The sequence below is a fragment of the Pseudomonas sp. GW458-11-26-14-LB4 genome (assembly GCF_059423925.1).
In genome coordinates this window covers 1-15,345 of the sequence record NZ_JBWKYU010000006.1, presented here as the reverse complement: position 1 = coordinate 15,345, position 15,345 = coordinate 1, and the positions used below count along the sequence as shown (strand labels likewise).

Annotated in this window: 12 protein-coding genes; 4 read left to right on the top strand and 8 right to left on the bottom strand. The window is 62.2% G+C overall.

Annotation, left to right across the window (positions count from 1 at the left end):
• Positions 1–36: 36 nt before the first annotated feature.
• From AC07XZ_RS09660 to gcbA, 8 genes are all read right to left on the bottom strand, one after another.
• Positions 37–1,302 (bottom strand): DUF3426 domain-containing protein, encoded by a 1,266-nt coding sequence (locus AC07XZ_RS09660; protein WP_102688347.1) that lies wholly within the window; start codon positions 1,300–1,302, stop codon positions 37–39.
• 30 nt (positions 1,303–1,332) lie between these two features.
• Positions 1,333–2,211: a 50S ribosomal protein L11 methyltransferase gene (gene prmA, locus AC07XZ_RS09655; protein ID WP_007951025.1), complete on the bottom strand. Its 879-nt coding sequence runs from the start codon at positions 2,209–2,211 to the stop codon at positions 1,333–1,335.
• Between the two features lie 235 nt (positions 2,212–2,446).
• Positions 2,447–3,805, bottom strand: coding sequence for an acetyl-CoA carboxylase biotin carboxylase subunit (gene accC, locus AC07XZ_RS09650; RefSeq protein WP_064593229.1), 1,359 nt, complete (start codon positions 3,803–3,805; stop codon positions 2,447–2,449).
• A 17-nt stretch (positions 3,806–3,822) separates the two neighbouring features.
• The gene (accB, locus tag AC07XZ_RS09645; RefSeq protein WP_007951023.1) at positions 3,823–4,290 is read right to left on the bottom strand and encodes an acetyl-CoA carboxylase biotin carboxyl carrier protein; all 468 of its coding nucleotides are present in this window, start codon (positions 4,288–4,290) and stop codon (positions 3,823–3,825) included.
• A 24-nt stretch (positions 4,291–4,314) separates the two neighbouring features.
• Positions 4,315–4,770 (bottom strand): type II 3-dehydroquinate dehydratase, encoded by a 456-nt coding sequence (aroQ, locus tag AC07XZ_RS09640; RefSeq protein WP_007951022.1) that lies wholly within the window; start codon positions 4,768–4,770, stop codon positions 4,315–4,317.
• A 132-nt stretch (positions 4,771–4,902) separates the two neighbouring features.
• The gene (locus AC07XZ_RS09635; RefSeq protein WP_102688346.1) at positions 4,903–6,660 is read right to left on the bottom strand and encodes a protein-disulfide reductase DsbD; all 1,758 of its coding nucleotides are present in this window, start codon (positions 6,658–6,660) and stop codon (positions 4,903–4,905) included.
• A gap of 58 nt (positions 6,661–6,718) precedes the next feature.
• Complete coding sequence (locus AC07XZ_RS09630; protein ID WP_371921040.1) at positions 6,719–7,762, bottom strand: methyl-accepting chemotaxis protein; 1,044 nt, start codon at positions 7,760–7,762, stop codon at positions 6,719–6,721.
• A gap of 953 nt (positions 7,763–8,715) precedes the next feature.
• Complete coding sequence (gcbA, locus tag AC07XZ_RS09625) at positions 8,716–10,386, bottom strand: diguanylate cyclase GcbA (RefSeq protein WP_102688344.1); 1,671 nt, start codon at positions 10,384–10,386, stop codon at positions 8,716–8,718.
• A gap of 428 nt (positions 10,387–10,814) precedes the next feature.
• Between gcbA and AC07XZ_RS09620 the strand changes: the two genes are divergently transcribed.
• From AC07XZ_RS09620 to speA, 4 genes are all read left to right on the top strand, one after another.
• A complete protein-coding gene (locus AC07XZ_RS09620; RefSeq protein WP_102688343.1) occupies positions 10,815–11,882 on the top strand; it encodes a DUF2333 family protein in 1,068 nt (355 codons plus the stop codon).
• Positions 11,883–11,885: 3 nt separating this feature from the next.
• Positions 11,886–12,443 carry an NUDIX hydrolase gene (locus AC07XZ_RS09615; RefSeq protein WP_085746565.1) on the top strand — a complete coding sequence of 186 codons (558 nt, stop codon included), beginning with the start codon at positions 11,886–11,888 and terminating at the stop codon, positions 12,441–12,443.
• 186 nt (positions 12,444–12,629) lie between these two features.
• On the top strand, positions 12,630–13,001 hold the full coding sequence (locus AC07XZ_RS09610) for a translation initiation factor Sui1 (RefSeq protein ID WP_007951016.1): 372 nt from the start codon (positions 12,630–12,632) through the stop codon (positions 12,999–13,001).
• Between the two features lie 218 nt (positions 13,002–13,219).
• Positions 13,220–15,133 (top strand): arginine decarboxylase, encoded by a 1,914-nt coding sequence (gene speA, locus AC07XZ_RS09605; protein WP_011332271.1) that lies wholly within the window; start codon positions 13,220–13,222, stop codon positions 15,131–15,133.
• The last annotated feature ends 212 nt before the right edge of the window (positions 15,134–15,345 follow it).

Below are 15,345 nucleotides of genomic sequence, written 5' to 3'. Positions count from 1 at the left end.
AGAAAACTGCCGTCAATCCGGGAGCGGTGAAGCGTTTCACTCGGGCGAGTGGAAACTCAGGCTGTAGTTCACGGCTTTCGGGCCTGGATCGAGGATGTCCAGGGCGATGTGGATCGGCGTCTGCGGCGGCATTTCCGCCATGCCTTCGAGGTCGCCGTTGAGGTATTCGCCGGGCTTGAAGCGACGACTGGCGATCAGGTGACCGTTGAGGTCGGCGAAGCGCAGCTCCAGCAGCGGAAACGGCTGCGAGAACGGCGCGCGGTTGTAAATGATCGCGTCCACCACCAGCGCACCGCTGAATTCCGGGTGGCTGCGCACTACCAGGTTGCTGCTCTTGATCTTGGCGATATCCACCTTGGACGGCACCGTGCAGCCGACTTGCGGGCAGAGTTGCTGGAACCACGGCCGGTATTGATCCTGGCGCGCCAGTTCGTCGAAGTGATAGGCGATGTATTGTCCGCCCAGGCCGGCGGCGGCCAGCACGATGAGCAACAGCCAGAGCAGGCGACGGCCCCAGGGCGAGCGGCGTTTCTGCCAGTCCAGTTGCAGCGGGTCGTCGGTCAGGTCCTGCAAGGCTTCGGCGCGAACACTGGATTCGACGCGTTCGCGCTTTTTGCGCGGGGCTTCGATCAGTGGCAGTTCGTCATCGACGTCGTCGCTGGCCGACAGGCGTTCGCGGCGGGCATTCGGGTCGATCGGATCGTGCAGGCGCAGTTGCGGAATCGGCGGTTCGTCGTCGAGATCCACCGGCTCCAGCGACAGCGAAGGTTCGGTGCGCTCCGGTCGGACCGGTTCGGGCTCGATGGCTTCGGGTTCATCTTCGACTTCGGGGGCGCGCTCATCTGCCGGTTCGCTGAACAGGCTGTCCGGCCACGTCGTGTCTTCCGGTTCGTGGCTATCGCGGCGAGCGCTCAGGGAGTCTTCGCGCGGGCGACCGAACTCGGTGGTCGGCTGGATTTCCCGTTGTTCGAGGCGGGCCAGTTCTTCGTCCAGATCCAGGCTGTCCAGATCCAGCTCGGCGGCGCTCCATTGCTTCTGGCTGATGGCGCGCGGCTCGGGCGCTTCGACGATGGCCGGTGGCTCGACGGGCTCAGGCTCGCTGATCGGCGGCTCGCTGATTAGCGGCGCCACCGGTGTGACCGCTTCCTTGCTTGCGTGTTGCTCCAGCAATTGCTTGGCGGCATTGAACACTTGCAGGCAGGAGCCGCAACGAACCACCCCGCGGGCCACGCTCAACTGAGCGTGGCTGACACGGAAACTGGTTTGGCAATGCGGGCACTGGGTGACGAAGCTGTCGGTCATGCGGCGATCCGGATTGAGCAGGCGGTCATTCTAGCGCCGACGGCCGGTGATGCGCACCCAGCCATCACGATTGGCGATCGGGTCGAGATCGAAGTCCTGCGCGTAGGCGGCAGCGACTTCGTCACCTTGTTCGGCAAGAATCCCTGACAGCGCCAGACGCCCGCCGGACTTGACCAGGCCGGACAGTTGCGGCGCCAGGGAAACCAGCGGGCCGGCCAGAATGTTGGCCACCAGCACGTCGGCTTTGACCTGCGGCAGGTCTTCCGGCAGGTACAGCGGGAACAATTCGTCAGCGATGTTGTTGCGCCCGGCGTTGTCGCGGGAGGCTTCAAGTGCCTGCACGTCGATGTCGGTGCCCACGGCTTCTTTCGCGCCGAGCAGCAGGGCGGCAATCGCCAGAATCCCCGAGCCGCAGCCGAAGTCCAGCACGTTGCAGTCTTTCAGATCCTGGCCGTCCAGCCATTCCAGGCACAGGGCGGTGGTCGGGTGAGTGCCGGTGCCGAACGCCAGGCCCGGATCCAGCAGCAGGTTGACCGCGTCCGGCTCCGGTGCGGCGTGCCAGCTCGGCACGATCCACAGGCGCTGACCGAAACGCATTGGCTGGAAACCGTCCATCCAGCTGCGTTCCCAGTCCTGGTCTTCGATCACTTCGCTGTGGTGCTCGGGCAGCGGGCTGCCAGTCAGCAGTTCCAGATGGGCCAGTACCGGAGCGGCTTCGGTGCCGCCCTCGAACAGGGCCAGCAGGTGGGTGTGCGCCCACAGCGGGGTGGTATTGAGTTCCGGTTCGAAGATCGGCTGATCTTCGGCGTCCATGAAGGTCACCGAAACGGCGCCCACTTCAAGGAAAGCGTCTTCGTAGGTTTCGGCTTGTTCTGGGCTGATGGCGAGTCTTACTTGCAGCCAAGGCATGGCGGGCACCTGTGAAAAAGATTGATTGCAGCCTAGCGGCCAGCGAGAAGCGCGCAAGTTTACGCGAGCTCAAAGCTTTTGTGGGAGCGAGCTTGCTCGCGAAAGCGGATTGCCAGTCACTTTGATGCTGACTGATGCGCCGCCTTCGCGAGCAAGCTCGCTCCCACAGGTTTTTTGCAATCTGCAGAAACAACAAAGCCGCCCGAAGGCGGCCTTGTCTGGTGCGGGCTGAAGCTTAGTGCTTCTCGCCAGCCAGCTTGTGCTCGAGGTAGTGAATGTTCACGCCCCCTTTGCAGAAGCCTTCGTCACGGGTCAGATCACGGTGCAGCGGGATGTTGGTCTTGATCCCGTCGACCACGATTTCGTCCAGGGCATTGCGCATGCGGGCCATGGCTTCGTCGCGGGTCGCGCCGTAAGTGATCAGCTTGCCGATCAGCGAGTCGTAGTTCGGCGGAACGGCATAACCGCTGTACAGGTGCGAATCGACGCGAACGCCGTTGCCGCCTGGAGCGTGGAAATGCTTGACCGTACCCGGGCTCGGCATGAAGGTTTTCGGGTCTTCGGCGTTGATCCGGCATTCCAGCGAGTGACCGCGGATCACCACATCATCCTGGGTATACGACAGCTTGTTGCCAGCGGCGATGCTGAGCATCTCCTTGACGATGTCGATACCGGTGACCATCTCCGAAACCGGGTGCTCCACCTGAACACGGGTGTTCATTTCGATGAAGTAGAAACGACCGTTCTCGTACAGGAACTCGAAGGTGCCGGCGCCACGGTAGCCGATGTCGATGCACGCCTTGACGCAGCGGGCCAGGACTTCCTTGCGCGCGTTCTCGTCGATGCCCGGTGCCGGCGCTTCTTCGAGAACCTTCTGGTGACGGCGTTGCAGCGAGCAATCGCGGTCACCCAGATGGATGGCGTTGCCCTGGCCGTCGGACAGAACCTGCACTTCGACGTGACGCGGGTTGGTCAGGAATTTTTCCAGATAGACCATCGGGTTGCCGAACGCCGCGCCTGCTTCGGAGCGGGTCAGTTTCGCCGAGGCGATCAGGTCTTCTTCCTTGTGCACCACGCGCATGCCGCGACCACCACCGCCGCCGGCGGCCTTGATGATCACCGGGTAGCCGACTTCACGACCGATGCGCAGTGCCGTTTCCTCGTCTTCCGGCAGCGGGCCGTCGGAACCTGGAACGGTTGGCACGCCCGCTTCGATCATCGCGTGCTTGGCCGATACCTTGTCGCCCATCAGGCGAATGGTTTCGGCTTTCGGGCCGATGAAGGCGAAGCCGGAGTTCTCGACCTGCTCGGCGAAATCAGCGTTTTCCGCGAGGAAACCGTAGCCTGGGTGAATGGCGGTAGCGCCAGTCACTTCAGCGGCCGCAATGATTGCCGGGATGTGCAGGTAGGACTGAGCGGCAGAAGCCGGGCCGATGCAGACAGATTCGTCTGCCAGACCCAGGTGCATCAGCTCTTTGTCGGCCTTGGAGTAAACGGCGACGGTCTTGATGCCCATCTCTTTGCAGGCACGCAGAATCCGCAGGGCGATCTCACCGCGGTTAGCGATCAGAACTTTTTCCAACTTCGCAGTCATCAAAGGCTCTCCGCAGTTCAAACGATGGTGAACAGCGGTTGGTCGTACTCAACCGGCTGGCCGTCTTCGACGAGGATGGACTCGATCACACCGCTGGTTTCAGCTTCGATGTGGTTCATCATCTTCATGGCTTCGACGATGCACAGGGTGTCGCCTTTCTTCACGGTCTGGCCGACTTCAACGAAGGACGGCGAGGTTGGCGAAGATTTGCGATAGAAGGTGCCGACCATCGGCGAACGGGCAACGGTGCCGTTCAGCGCTGGAGCAGCAGCGGCAGCTGGAGCTGCGGCAGCAGCAACCGGAGCGGCAGCGGCGGCAGGTGCAGCGGCCGGAGCCTGCATCGGAGCCGGAGCGTAGTACTGCTGCGCCGGGGTCTTGCTGTGACGGCTGATGCGTACGGACTCTTCGCCTTCCTTGATCTCGAGCTCGTCGATGCCGGACTCTTCCAGCAATTCGATCAGTTTCTTAACTTTACGGATATCCATGAATCATCAACTCCCAAGGGTCGGTCAGGGGCGTATAGCTTGTTGTTCAAGCTGCTCTAGTGCAGCCTCCAGGGCCAGTCGATAACCGCTGGCGCCAAGGCCGCAGATCACTCCTACCGCTACGTCGGAGAAGTAAGAGTGATGGCGGAAAGGTTCGCGTTTGTGCACGTTGGACAAATGCACTTCGATGAATGGGATGCTCACTCCCAGCAGCGCGTCACGTAATGCGACACTTGTGTGTGTAAATGCTGCCGGGTTGATCAGAATGAAGTCCACGCCCTCGCCGCGTGCGGCGTGGATGCGGTCGATCAATTCGTACTCGGCGTTGCTTTGCAGATACAGCAGATGATGGCCGGCTTCACGGGCGCGGCGTTCCAGATCCTGATTGATCTGCGCCAGGGTGGTCGACCCGTAGGTCCCGGGTTCCCGGGTGCCGAGCAGGTTCAGGTTGGGGCCGTGCAGCACCAGTAGCGTTGCCATCTGCGTGTTCCTTGTTATGGGTGAGCCTTCGTCAGAACCCGGCGACTATGCCGCAAAGACTTTGTGACTGTCCAGTTCTCTGCAATAGCCAGCACGATGTCCGATGTTTGCGCAAAATATGTGACTGACTGATTAAATCCGGTCATTCGCTTTGGCGACACGTTCGGCGAAGTCGCTGGCGTTGATCTCGCCGGTCACCCGCACATCGCGACGTTCCGCCCCGTCCTTGCCGAAGAACATCAGCGCCGGTGGGCCGAACAGGCTGTAGCGGTCGAGCAGGGTGCGCTGTTCGGCATTGCTTGCGGTGATATCGAAGCGGATCAGCCGATAGCCCTTGAGCCGATCCACGACCGTGGCGTCATTGAGCACTTCGTGTTCGATGACTTTGCAACTGATGCACCAGTCGGCGTACCAGTCGAGCAGCAGCGGGGTGCCGACGGTTTTCGCTTCGAGCAGCACTCGATCCAGTTCCGCCGGGGTGCTGACGGTCTGCCACGAACCGCTGTTTTGCGCAGTCGAGCCGCTGTCGGCAAGGCGTGCCGGGGCTATCGGATTCAACGGGTCGGTCTGCCCGCTGAACGCGCCGTACCAGCAGGCCAGCGCATAAAACAGCAGGAACAGGCCGAGCAGCTGGCCGAGGCGTTTGCGCGGCGGTTTGTAGACAAATTCCAGAGCACCGAGGAACAGGCCAACGCCACCAGCCAGCAAGCCGATCAGCAGCAAGGTGATCTGCCCCGGCAACACGCGGCTGAGCAGGCCGATGGCCAGCCCGAGCAGCAACACGCCGATGCCATTCTTCACGTACATCATCCACGGCCCGCTTTTCGGCAGCCACGCCGCGCCGCCGGTAGCCACCAGCAACAGCGGTGCGCCCATGCCCAGCCCGAGCATGAACAGCTTCAGGCCGCCGCCCAGCGCATCGCCGCTGGCGCTTATATAAAGCAGCGCGCCGGCCAGCGGGGCGGAAACGCATGGCGATACCAGCAGACTCGACACCACACCCAATACCGCGGCACCCCACAGCGAGCCGCCTTCAGTGCGGCCGGCGATCCGGTCGAGACGGCTGCTGATGAAGTGCGGCAGTTTCAGCTCGAATACGCCGAACATCGCCAGCGCGAACACCGCAAAGAACATCGCGAACGGCACAAGCACCCACGCTGACTGCAGCCGCGCCTGCAAATTCAGTTGCGCGCCGAACAGCCCCATCAGCGCCCCAAGCAGCGCGAAGCACGCAGCCATCGGCAGCACATAAGCGAGGGACAGATTGAAGCCACGCAAACCACCGACCTGACCGCGTAACACCACGCCGGACAGGATCGGCAGCATCGGCAATACACAAGGCGTGAAGGTCAAGCCCAGGCCTGCCAGGAAAAACAGCGCCAGATCACGCCAGTCCCAACCCGTCACCGGAGCGGGCGCGTCATTCGCCGCTGCGTTGCCCTCGATGCTCAGGCGTTCGGTTTCCGGTGGGTAGCACAAACCCTTGTCGGCGCAGCCCTGATAGGTGACGGCCAGCGTGAAAGCCCGGGGATCATTGCGCGGCAGTTCTACATCGAGGATGCCGTGATAGACCTCGACGTCGCCGAAGTACTCGTCGTGTTTCTGTTCGCCTTGCGGCAATTGTGCGGCGCCAAGTTTTACCTCGGCAGGCTCGGCACGAAACTGGAAACGATGGCGGTAGAGGTAATAGCCTTCGGTGGCGACGAAGCGCAGTTTGACCGATTGCGGCGTGCTCTCGACCAGGCTCAGTTGAAAGGCTTCACGCACCGGCAGGAAATCGGCGCTGTTGTTGACCGAGCCCAGTGTGGCGCTGGGTTTGCTGTCGAACAGACCGGCGGCTCCGGCCGGCAGGGCGAAGACGAAAAACAGCAGGCAGAGCAGACGGCGCATGACAATCTCGCGAATCAAAGGTGCGGGAATGATAGCGGACTTGGCCCTGCGCTGTGTGTCACACGCGGAACGCTTGCACGGCGGTGTGCAGCTGACCGCCCAGCAACAGCAGGTTCTCGCCTTGCTCGCGGCCCTGGCCGATGCGCAGCAGATTGTCTCCGCCCAACTGGTGAATCCGCTCGCTGTGATCGCGGATCTCGCTGACCGCACCGCTCTGTTGCGCGGTGATGTCGGCGATGCGGATCGCGGTGTCGGAGATGGTCTGGATCGCGCCGACAATCTTGTCCAGCGCACCGTCCGCTGATTGCGCCTGATTGGCCGTGGCCTCGGCGTGTTCGACCTGCGCGCGCATGCCCTCGACCGATTGCCGGGCGGCGGTTTGCAGGCCGGCGATCAGGGTCTGGATTTCGGCGGTGGCGCCGGCGGTGCGTTGCGCCAGCGAGCGCACTTCCTCGGCCACCACGGCAAACCCACGGCCCATTTCCCCGGCCCGAGCGGCTTCGATCGCCGCGTTGAGCGCCAGCAGGTTGGTCTGGTCGGCAATCGAGCGGATCACCGTCAGCACGCCGCCGATGGTTGCCGATTCTTCGGCCAGGTGTTCGATCATCTGCGCGTTGCCTTGCACTTCGCCGACCAGCACGTGCAAGCCGGTGAGGCTCTGGCCGATCACTTGTTGCCCGTGTTCGACGGCCAGCCCGGCATGGCGACTGGCGTCGGCGGCCTGGCGCGCATCGCCGGCCACTTGCTGGATGGTCGCTTCCAGTTCGCCGAGGGAGTCACGGATCAGCGCGGTATCGCCGGCCTGATGTTCGGCGCCGCTGTGCAAGTCATTGCTCAGCTCGGCGAGGGTGCGGCTGCTGCCGGCCACTTGCTCGGCATTGCCGCGAATCGTCCCGACCAGATCCACCAGATAGGCGCGCAGGCGATTGAGCGAGGCTTCGATGTCGTGCAGTTCGCGGTTGGTCTTGCCCAGATGAATGTCGCGGCTGAAGTCGCCTTCGGCCCAGGTCGACAGCGCCGGCGCGAGGTTGGTCAGGGTGCGGGCGAGGCGTCGCTGCAGGGTGTCGATCAGCAGCGCGATCAGCAGAATCAGGCCGATCATCACGCCTTGCATCAGCCGCACTTCGCCCTGGATCTGCCCGTGCTGGGCGCGCACCACGGGTTCGAGACCGGCGATGGCCTGCTGCACGGCGGCGATTTTCTGGTGGGTCGCGGTGCTCAGGTCGGTGCGTTTCTGGATCTGCTCGCGGGTGCGCGCCAGCTCCGCCGGGTAACGCCCCAGCAGGCTGTTGAGCTCGCGTTTGAGGCCGACACCAGCATCTTCGGCAGCGGCTTTTTCCGTGCTTTCGATGCCCATCATCGCGGCGAAATCGTCGCTGCCGGATTCACTGCTGGCGACCACGCCGAGCAAGGGCAGGGCATCGATCGTCTGGGCCTGGGCGCGGATGTTGCTGACTTCGCGTTCGACATCGGCGGCCAGTTCACTGCGCCCGCTGCTGACCAGTTTGTCTCGGGCCAGCGACAGTTTGCCCAGATGTTGAGAGGCAACGAGCAGAGGCGTGAGATAGGTCGCGTTGCCGCCTGCATACGTGCTGAGCTGATCGAGGCTGGCGCTCAATTCGCGCTCGGCCTGCAACAGCAGGGCCTGCGGATCGCCGGCCAGTTTGCCGGCGGCCAGCAGGTCGGTCTTGCTGAATTCATCGAGGCCGGTGAGGCTCGGGCGCAAGGTGTCGGCCAGCGCCGGCGGCAGCTCGTCGAGCTCCTTCTGCAACTGATCGATGGCCTGGCTGGCTCTGCTCAGGCGCAGGGCGTCGCCGCTGGCGAGGTAATCCTCGACGTTGCGTGCCACGTCATTCTGAAATTGCTGCGACAGCCCCAGGTATCGCTCCATCAACAGATACGGGCGCTCCAGGGCTTTCTGCGACCACCACAGCGTGGCGCCGAGGGCCACGCAGACGGCGACCAGCAACAGAGTATTGAGATTGGTGAGCAACTTCAGGCGCATGACGGCTACCAACGGCAGAATGGTAAGCGCCTGAATTTATTGCGGTTCTGTTACAGGGTTATGACCGATTGGGTCGAATCCGATGAAAAAGTGGCACTTTGCTTTGAGTCGCGCGCGGTCTGCACCCGATTGCGTCCTTCGCCCTTGGCGCGATACAGCGCCTCGTCGGCCTGGCTGGCCATCATCAGGCTGTCGGAGTCGTCGTGCATTTCCACCACGCCGGCGCTGAAGGTGCACCACAGATCCTGCGGCTGGGCCGGATAGTGAATCTCGGCAAAGCGCTGGCGGATCTCGTCGAGCACTTTGTGCGCCGCTTCTATATCGGTGTCCGGCATGACGATGGCGAATTCTTCGCCGCCGTAACGACCGATGAAATCGGTCTTGCGCAGACGCTGCTTGAGAAACAGCGCCAGGCTCTTGATCACCCGGTCGCCCATGGGATGGCCGTGGCTGTCATTGACCCGCTTGAAGTGGTCGATGTCGAGCATCGCAAAGCTCAACGGCTTGTTCTCGCGGCGGGCGCGGAACGAGCAGTCTTCGAGCAATTGCAGAATGTGCGTGTGGTTGTACAGGCCGGTGAGGCTGTCGCGAACCATCCGTGCTTTCAGGTTACGCGCACGGGCGGCGCGGTTGCGCACGGTGGTGATCAGGTGGCGCGGCTTGATCGGCTTGGTCAGGAAGTCATCGCCGCCTTCGCTCATGGCGTCGAGCTGTTTGTCCAGATCGTCCTCGGCCGACAGATAAATGATCGGCACGCTGACATAGCGGTCGTTGTGACGGATGACCTTGGCCAGCTCGGTGCCGGTGCAGGCCGGCATGTACATGTCGAGGATGATCAGGTCCGGCTGGAAGTCCGCCAGCTCGGCCATGGCCTGGATCGGTTCGATCAGGGTGCGGGTGACGATCCCGGCGCTGTTGAGCAGGCGTTCGGTGTGCAGGGCCTGGGCGCGGGAGTCGTCGATGATCAGCACTTTATAGGGTTCGTACTGGGCGACGCAGGTCAGGACCTCGATCTTCTCCAGCAGGCTCGAGGCTTCGAGGGTGCCGGTGAGGAATTCCTGGCCACCGGCGCGCACTGCCGCGAGGCGGGTCGGGGTGTCGGTTTCGTGCAGGCTGAAGAACAGCAGGGGCAGCGGTTCTTCCAGACCTTGCTGGGCTTCGGCGGCGAGTTTCAGGCCGACGCCGGCGCCGCTGAAATCCACGTCCATGACGATCGCGGCCGGCAGGCGCTCGACCATCGACGAGCGAAACGCCGACACGCTGTCCAGCGCCTGGGCGCTCAGACCGAAAAACTCCAGCTGTTTGGCCAGCCGCTCGGCGCGGTCGTGATCCTGCAGCATCACGTAGATCGGTTTGCGCAGGGGCGGCAGGAAGGTTTGATCAAGCTGATCGCCATGGCGCAGGCCGGTGCGCGACAGACGCTGCATCAAACGGTTGAGATCGGTGATCAGGCCGCTGCTCAGGCGTCCGCGATTGGCGTCCACCGCGTCCAGCGACTGGCTGATGTGGCGGGCCAGCTGCGTGTGTTCGGGCTGTTCGAAACGCTCGGCAAAACGCAGCAGGCGCAAATTGGCCTCGCTCAGTTCGGCGAGATCGGCAGTGGACCACTCACTGCGTTGCAGGCGCTGCCATATCTCAAGAATCTGACGTGCCTGATGAATTACCCGCTGGGCAAAGTGGTGCTTGAGGCGCTCACGGCTGGGGTCTTCTGGCTCGGTCATATCCTGACTACTAGTTAGGGTGCATGCTGAGATCGACTGGTGGCTCTATGCTAGCACCTCTTTTCCCTTACATGAGTGTCGTACGTCAATAATCTGCGGTACGACATCATTCAGTTTCTGACTCCCGGGTTTCAATTTGACCCTGATCGTCGCGGAAGTCCCCATCTACCGGACATTTGCCGATCTGTACGCCGGTGAATTTATCGGAGTATGAGAAAGGTGGGGCAGGGTGTTTGTGCTGTCGCGTTGCGGGTATCGGCATCGAATTGGTGGTGAATTGGATATCGGGGAATCCCTTAGGGCGGTCTGTACAGGCCTCGTGTCGGGTAGCGAGATAACGCCTGTCAATATTGACGGGTGCCCGGTCGAGGCACGTTGTTGTATGGTTGTGGTCGAACCGTTGAACCCAAGATTGAAAGGATATCGCCATGCTGGACTGGAAGAACCGCGCGGGCAGCGCGCCTGAACGTGCCGCCGAGCCCAAGTCGGCCACCCGCAGCTATGTCGGCGGGCTGTTGTTCAGCCGGGCGCTGGCCACGCTGGTCGCCATTTACCTGTTGGTGACTATTGCCCTTGGCTGGTACTGGAGCCAGGAGCCGGCGCTGTTTCCCGTGGCGCAGAACGCTCAGGTTGCCGCCGAGAAAGAGGGCAAGCAGATGGTGGTCGGCTACACCACCGTCGAAACCCTGAAAACCGTTGCCGGCACGTTGCTCGACAAGCCGGGCGGCTACATTTCCAACGACCGTTTCCCGCCGGGCCTGTGGATGGACAACATGCCGAGCTGGGAATACGGCGTGCTGGTGCAGGTTCGCGATTTGACCCGCGCCCTGCGCAAGGACTTCGCCCGCTCGCAGTCGCAATCGGCTGAAGACGCCGACCTGGCCAAGGCCGAGCCGCGCTTCAACTTCGACAACAAGAGTTGGATCCTGCCGTCCAGCGAGTCGGAATATCAGGAAGGCATCAATTCCCTGAGCCGTTATCAGGCGCGCCTGTCCGACCCGACCCAGAAAAACGCGCTGTTCTACGCCCGCGCCGACAACCTGAACAACTGGCTGGGCGATGTTGGCACCCGTCTCGGTTCGCTGTCGCAACGGCTGTCGGCCAGCGTTGGCCGGGTCAAGCTCAACACCGCGCTGAAAACCGAAGTGCCGGCGGTGGGTGAAGTGCCGCAGGTCGACGAGGAAGTCGTCGAGACTCCGTGGATGCAGATCGACAACGTGTTCTACGAAGCCCGCGGCCAGGCCTGGGCGCTGTCGCACCTGCTGCGCGCAATCGAGGTCGATTTCGCCGACGTGCTGGCGAAGAAGAACGCGACCGTCAGCGTGCGTCAGATCATTCGTGAGCTGGAAGCCTCCCAGGAGCCGGTCTGGAGCCCGATGATCCTCAATGGCAGCGGCTTCGGTGTGCTGGCCAACCACTCGCTGGTGATGGCCAACTACATTTCCCGGGCCAACGCCGCCGTGATCGATTTGCGTCAACTGCTCAATCAGGGCTGAGTCATGGACGAGAGCGCCAGAGAGGCGGCCCACCGCGCCGCCTCGGATGCCGAGCAGATTGCGTGGGTCGACGAGCAGGACAACCTGCTCGGTTCCCTGGTGCGCGCCGACCTGCGCGAGCGCGGGCTGATCGGCCGTGGCACCTACATCATGCTGTTCAACTCCGCCGGTGAACTTTGCGTGCATCGGCGCACGTTGAGCAAAGCCATTTATCCCGGTTACTGGGACGTGGCGGCAGGCGGCATGGTGCAGGCGAACGAGACGTACGCCGAGTCGGCGGCCCGTGAACTGGAGGAAGAGTTGGGGGTGAGCGGCGTCGAGCTGACGGCCCACGACCATTTCTACTTCGAAGACACCGGCAATCGCCTGTGGTGTTCGGCGTTTTCGGCGGTGTGGGACGGGCCGCTGATCCTGCAGCCCGAAGAAGTGCTCGAAGCGCGCTTCATTCCGGTCGCGCAGGTCATGCTGGAAATCCAGCAAAAGCCTTATTGCCCGGACTCTCTGGCCGCGTTGAAACGCTATCTGAAGGCTCAGCAAAGCGACGTCGCAAAGAACACATAAATTGGCGCCGATTGGCACTTAGCAATCGGCGTTTTTGCCGTTACACTGCGCGACCTTTTCAAGCTGTGCCGGCCCGCTTTCACGAGCCGATGGCACAGTAGCGCTGCCCCTGCCTGAGTGGGGCTTCGCGGTCGATAGCCTTGCCCAAGGCTGCGATCAGTCTTTGTCCTCCCGAGAGGATTGCCGGTGGCCAAAAAAGCCGCATCCTTCGCCGCCCTGGGCGGCCTGGTATTTTCCACCGACGCAGGTCGTCATTGCCCGGAATGCAGCAAGCCGGTGGACGCCTGTATCTGCAAACAAACCGTGATCCCGGCCGGCGACGGCATTGCCCGCGTGCGCCGCGAGAGCAAGGGCCGTGGCGGCAAGACGGTGACCACCATCACCGGCGTGCCCCTGGCCGAAGACGCACTCAAGGAGCTGGCGACAACGTTGAAGAAACGTTGCGGCACCGGCGGTGCGTTGAAAGACGGGATCATCGAGATTCAGGGCGACCATGTCGAGCTGCTCCTGGCCGAGTTGGTCAAGCACGGTTTCAAGGCCAAGAAGTCCGGCGGCTAGCAGCCTCTGTGAAACCCACCGGCGGCTTGATTCAGCTCCAGCGTTTCTGGGCCTGACGTCGTTTCCATGGTTTTCACAGAGCCTGTTCATGACCGGTTTCTAAACTCAACGCTGTCAGCGCGGTCTACCGCCCCGCTGACGAACCGTCATTTTCATTCTTTAGACTGCGCCGGCCTGAGATCAGGCGACGCACTATGACTTCTTTATAGGGGACTTCGATGTCCGTACGACGCACACGCAAAGACGATGGCAGCCAATGGACAGTTGCGGACAGCCGCAGTGTTTACGGGATTCGCCATTGGGGGGCCGGGTATTTCGCGATCAATGACGCCGGTCGCGTCGAAGTTCGTCCGAACGGCCCAAGCAGCTCGCCTATCGATCTGTTCGAACAAGTCGACCAGTTGCGCAAGAGTGGCTTGTCCCTGCCGCTGCTGGTGCGTTTCCCCGACATCCTGCAAGACCGCGTCCGTCAGCTGACCGGCGCTTTCGATGCGAACATCGAGCGTCTGGAATACCAGAGCAAATACACCGCGCTGTACCCGATCAAGGTCAACCAGCAGGAAGCGGTGATCGAGAACATCATCGCCACCCAGAACGTTTCCATCGGTCTGGAAGCCGGCTCCAAGCCTGAGCTGCTGGCGGTGCTGGCGCTGGCGCCGAAGGGCGGCACCATCGTCTGCAACGGTTACAAGGACCGCGAGTTCATCCGTCTGGCGCTGATGGGCCAGAAGCTCGGCCACAACGTGTTCATCGTGATCGAGAAAGAATCCGAAGTCGGACTGGTGATCGAAGAAGCCGCCTCGCTGAAGGTCAAGCCACAGGTCGGCCTGCGCGTGCGTCTGTCGTCGCTGGCGTCGTCGAAGTGGGCGGACACCGGTGGCGAGAAATCCAAGTTCGGCCTGTCGGCGGCGCAACTGCTGTCGGTGGTCGAGCGCTTCCGCGCGGCGGGCCTGGATCAGGGCATTCGTCTGCTGCACTTCCACATGGGTTCGCAGATCGCCAATCTCGCTGACTACCAGCACGGCTTCAAGGAAGCGATCCGTTACTACGGCGAACTGCGCAACCTCGGTCTGCCGGTCGATCACATCGACGTCGGCGGTGGTCTGGGTGTGGACTACGACGGTACGCACTCGCGCAACGCCAGTTCGATCAACTACGACATGGACGACTACGCCGGTGTCGTGGTCGGCATGCTCAAAGAGTTCTGCGACGCGCAGGCTCTGCCGCATCCGCACATTTTCTCCGAAAGCGGCCGCTCGCTGACCGCCCACCACGCGATGCTGGTGGTGCAGGTGACCGACGTCGAGAAGCACAACGACGACGTGCCACAGATCGAGAACAAGGAAGCGCTGCCGGAAACCGTGCAGTGGCTGGTTGACCTGCTCGGCCCGACCGACATCGAAATGGTCACCGAAACCTACTGGCGCGCCACCCACTACATGAGCGACGTGGCCGCCCAGTACGCCGACGGCAAACTGACCCTGGCCGAGAAAGCACTGGCCGAGCAGTGCTACTTCGCCGTGTGCCGTCGCCTGCACAACTCGCTGAAAGCGCGTCAGCGTTCGCACCGTCAGGTGCTGGACGAACTCAACGACAAGCTGGCCGACAAGTACATCTGCAATTTCTCGGTGTTCCAGAGCCTGCCGGACACCTGGGCGATCGATCAGGTCCTGCCGATCATCCCGCTGCACCGTCTCGACGAAGAGCCGCTGCGTCGTGCCGTTCTGCAAGACCTGACCTGCGACTCCGACGGCAAGATCAACCAGTACGTCGACGAGCAGAGCATCGAGACCAGCCTGCCGGTGCACGCGCTGAACGAAGGTGAAGATTACTTGCTGGGCGTATTCCTGGTCGGCGCCTATCAGGAAATCCTCGGCGACATGCACAACCTGTTCGGTGACACCGACTCGGTGAACATCTACCAGAACGCCGACGGCAGCGTGTACCACGCCGGTATTGAAACCCACGACACCATCGAAGACATGCTGCGCTACGTGCACCTGTCGCCGGAAGAGCTGATGACCCACTACCGCGACAAGTGCGCCAGTGCCCGCATCAGCGCCAGCGAGCGCACTCAGTTTCTCGATGCATTGCGTCTGGGTCTGACCCGCTCCTCTTACCTGTCTTCCTGAGGCCAGGTTCCGCTTTCATCTGGTTGTCTGAAATTGTTCCGCTTACTGCGGACGTTTCAGACAACCAGGTGAGACGCTTCTTTTTCTCTTCGCGAAAATGCTTTCGTCCAGACGAGCAAAGTGATGTCGTCTGCTTTTCGCGTAGGTCATTTCCGAATTTGTACTTCGGCTCTCTACTCGGCCATGGCTCTCGGCGAGAATCCCCGCCCGCC

Coding starts and splice junctions, on each gene's coding strand:
- accC (WP_064593229.1), bottom strand. CDS start 3,805: ATGACTGCGAAGTTGGAAAAAGTTCTGATCGCTAACCGCGGTGAGATC.
- AC07XZ_RS09630 (WP_371921040.1), bottom strand. CDS start 7,762: ATGATCGGCCTGATTCTGCTGATCGCGCTGCTGATCGACACCCTGCAG.
- AC07XZ_RS09615 (WP_085746565.1), top strand. CDS start 11,886: ATGGACGAGAGCGCCAGAGAGGCGGCCCACCGCGCCGCCTCGGATGCC.
- prmA (WP_007951025.1), bottom strand. CDS start 2,211: ATGCCTTGGCTGCAAGTAAGACTCGCCATCAGCCCAGAACAAGCCGAA.
- accB (WP_007951023.1), bottom strand. CDS start 4,290: ATGGATATCCGTAAAGTTAAGAAACTGATCGAATTGCTGGAAGAGTCC.
- AC07XZ_RS09620 (WP_102688343.1), top strand. CDS start 10,815: ATGCTGGACTGGAAGAACCGCGCGGGCAGCGCGCCTGAACGTGCCGCC.
- speA (WP_011332271.1), top strand. CDS start 13,220: ATGTCCGTACGACGCACACGCAAAGACGATGGCAGCCAATGGACAGTT.
- aroQ (WP_007951022.1), bottom strand. CDS start 4,770: ATGGCAACGCTACTGGTGCTGCACGGCCCCAACCTGAACCTGCTCGGC.
- AC07XZ_RS09660 (WP_102688347.1), bottom strand. CDS start 1,302: ATGACCGACAGCTTCGTCACCCAGTGCCCGCATTGCCAAACCAGTTTC.
- gcbA (WP_102688344.1), bottom strand. CDS start 10,386: ATGACCGAGCCAGAAGACCCCAGCCGTGAGCGCCTCAAGCACCACTTT.
- AC07XZ_RS09635 (WP_102688346.1), bottom strand. CDS start 6,660: ATGCGCCGTCTGCTCTGCCTGCTGTTTTTCGTCTTCGCCCTGCCGGCC.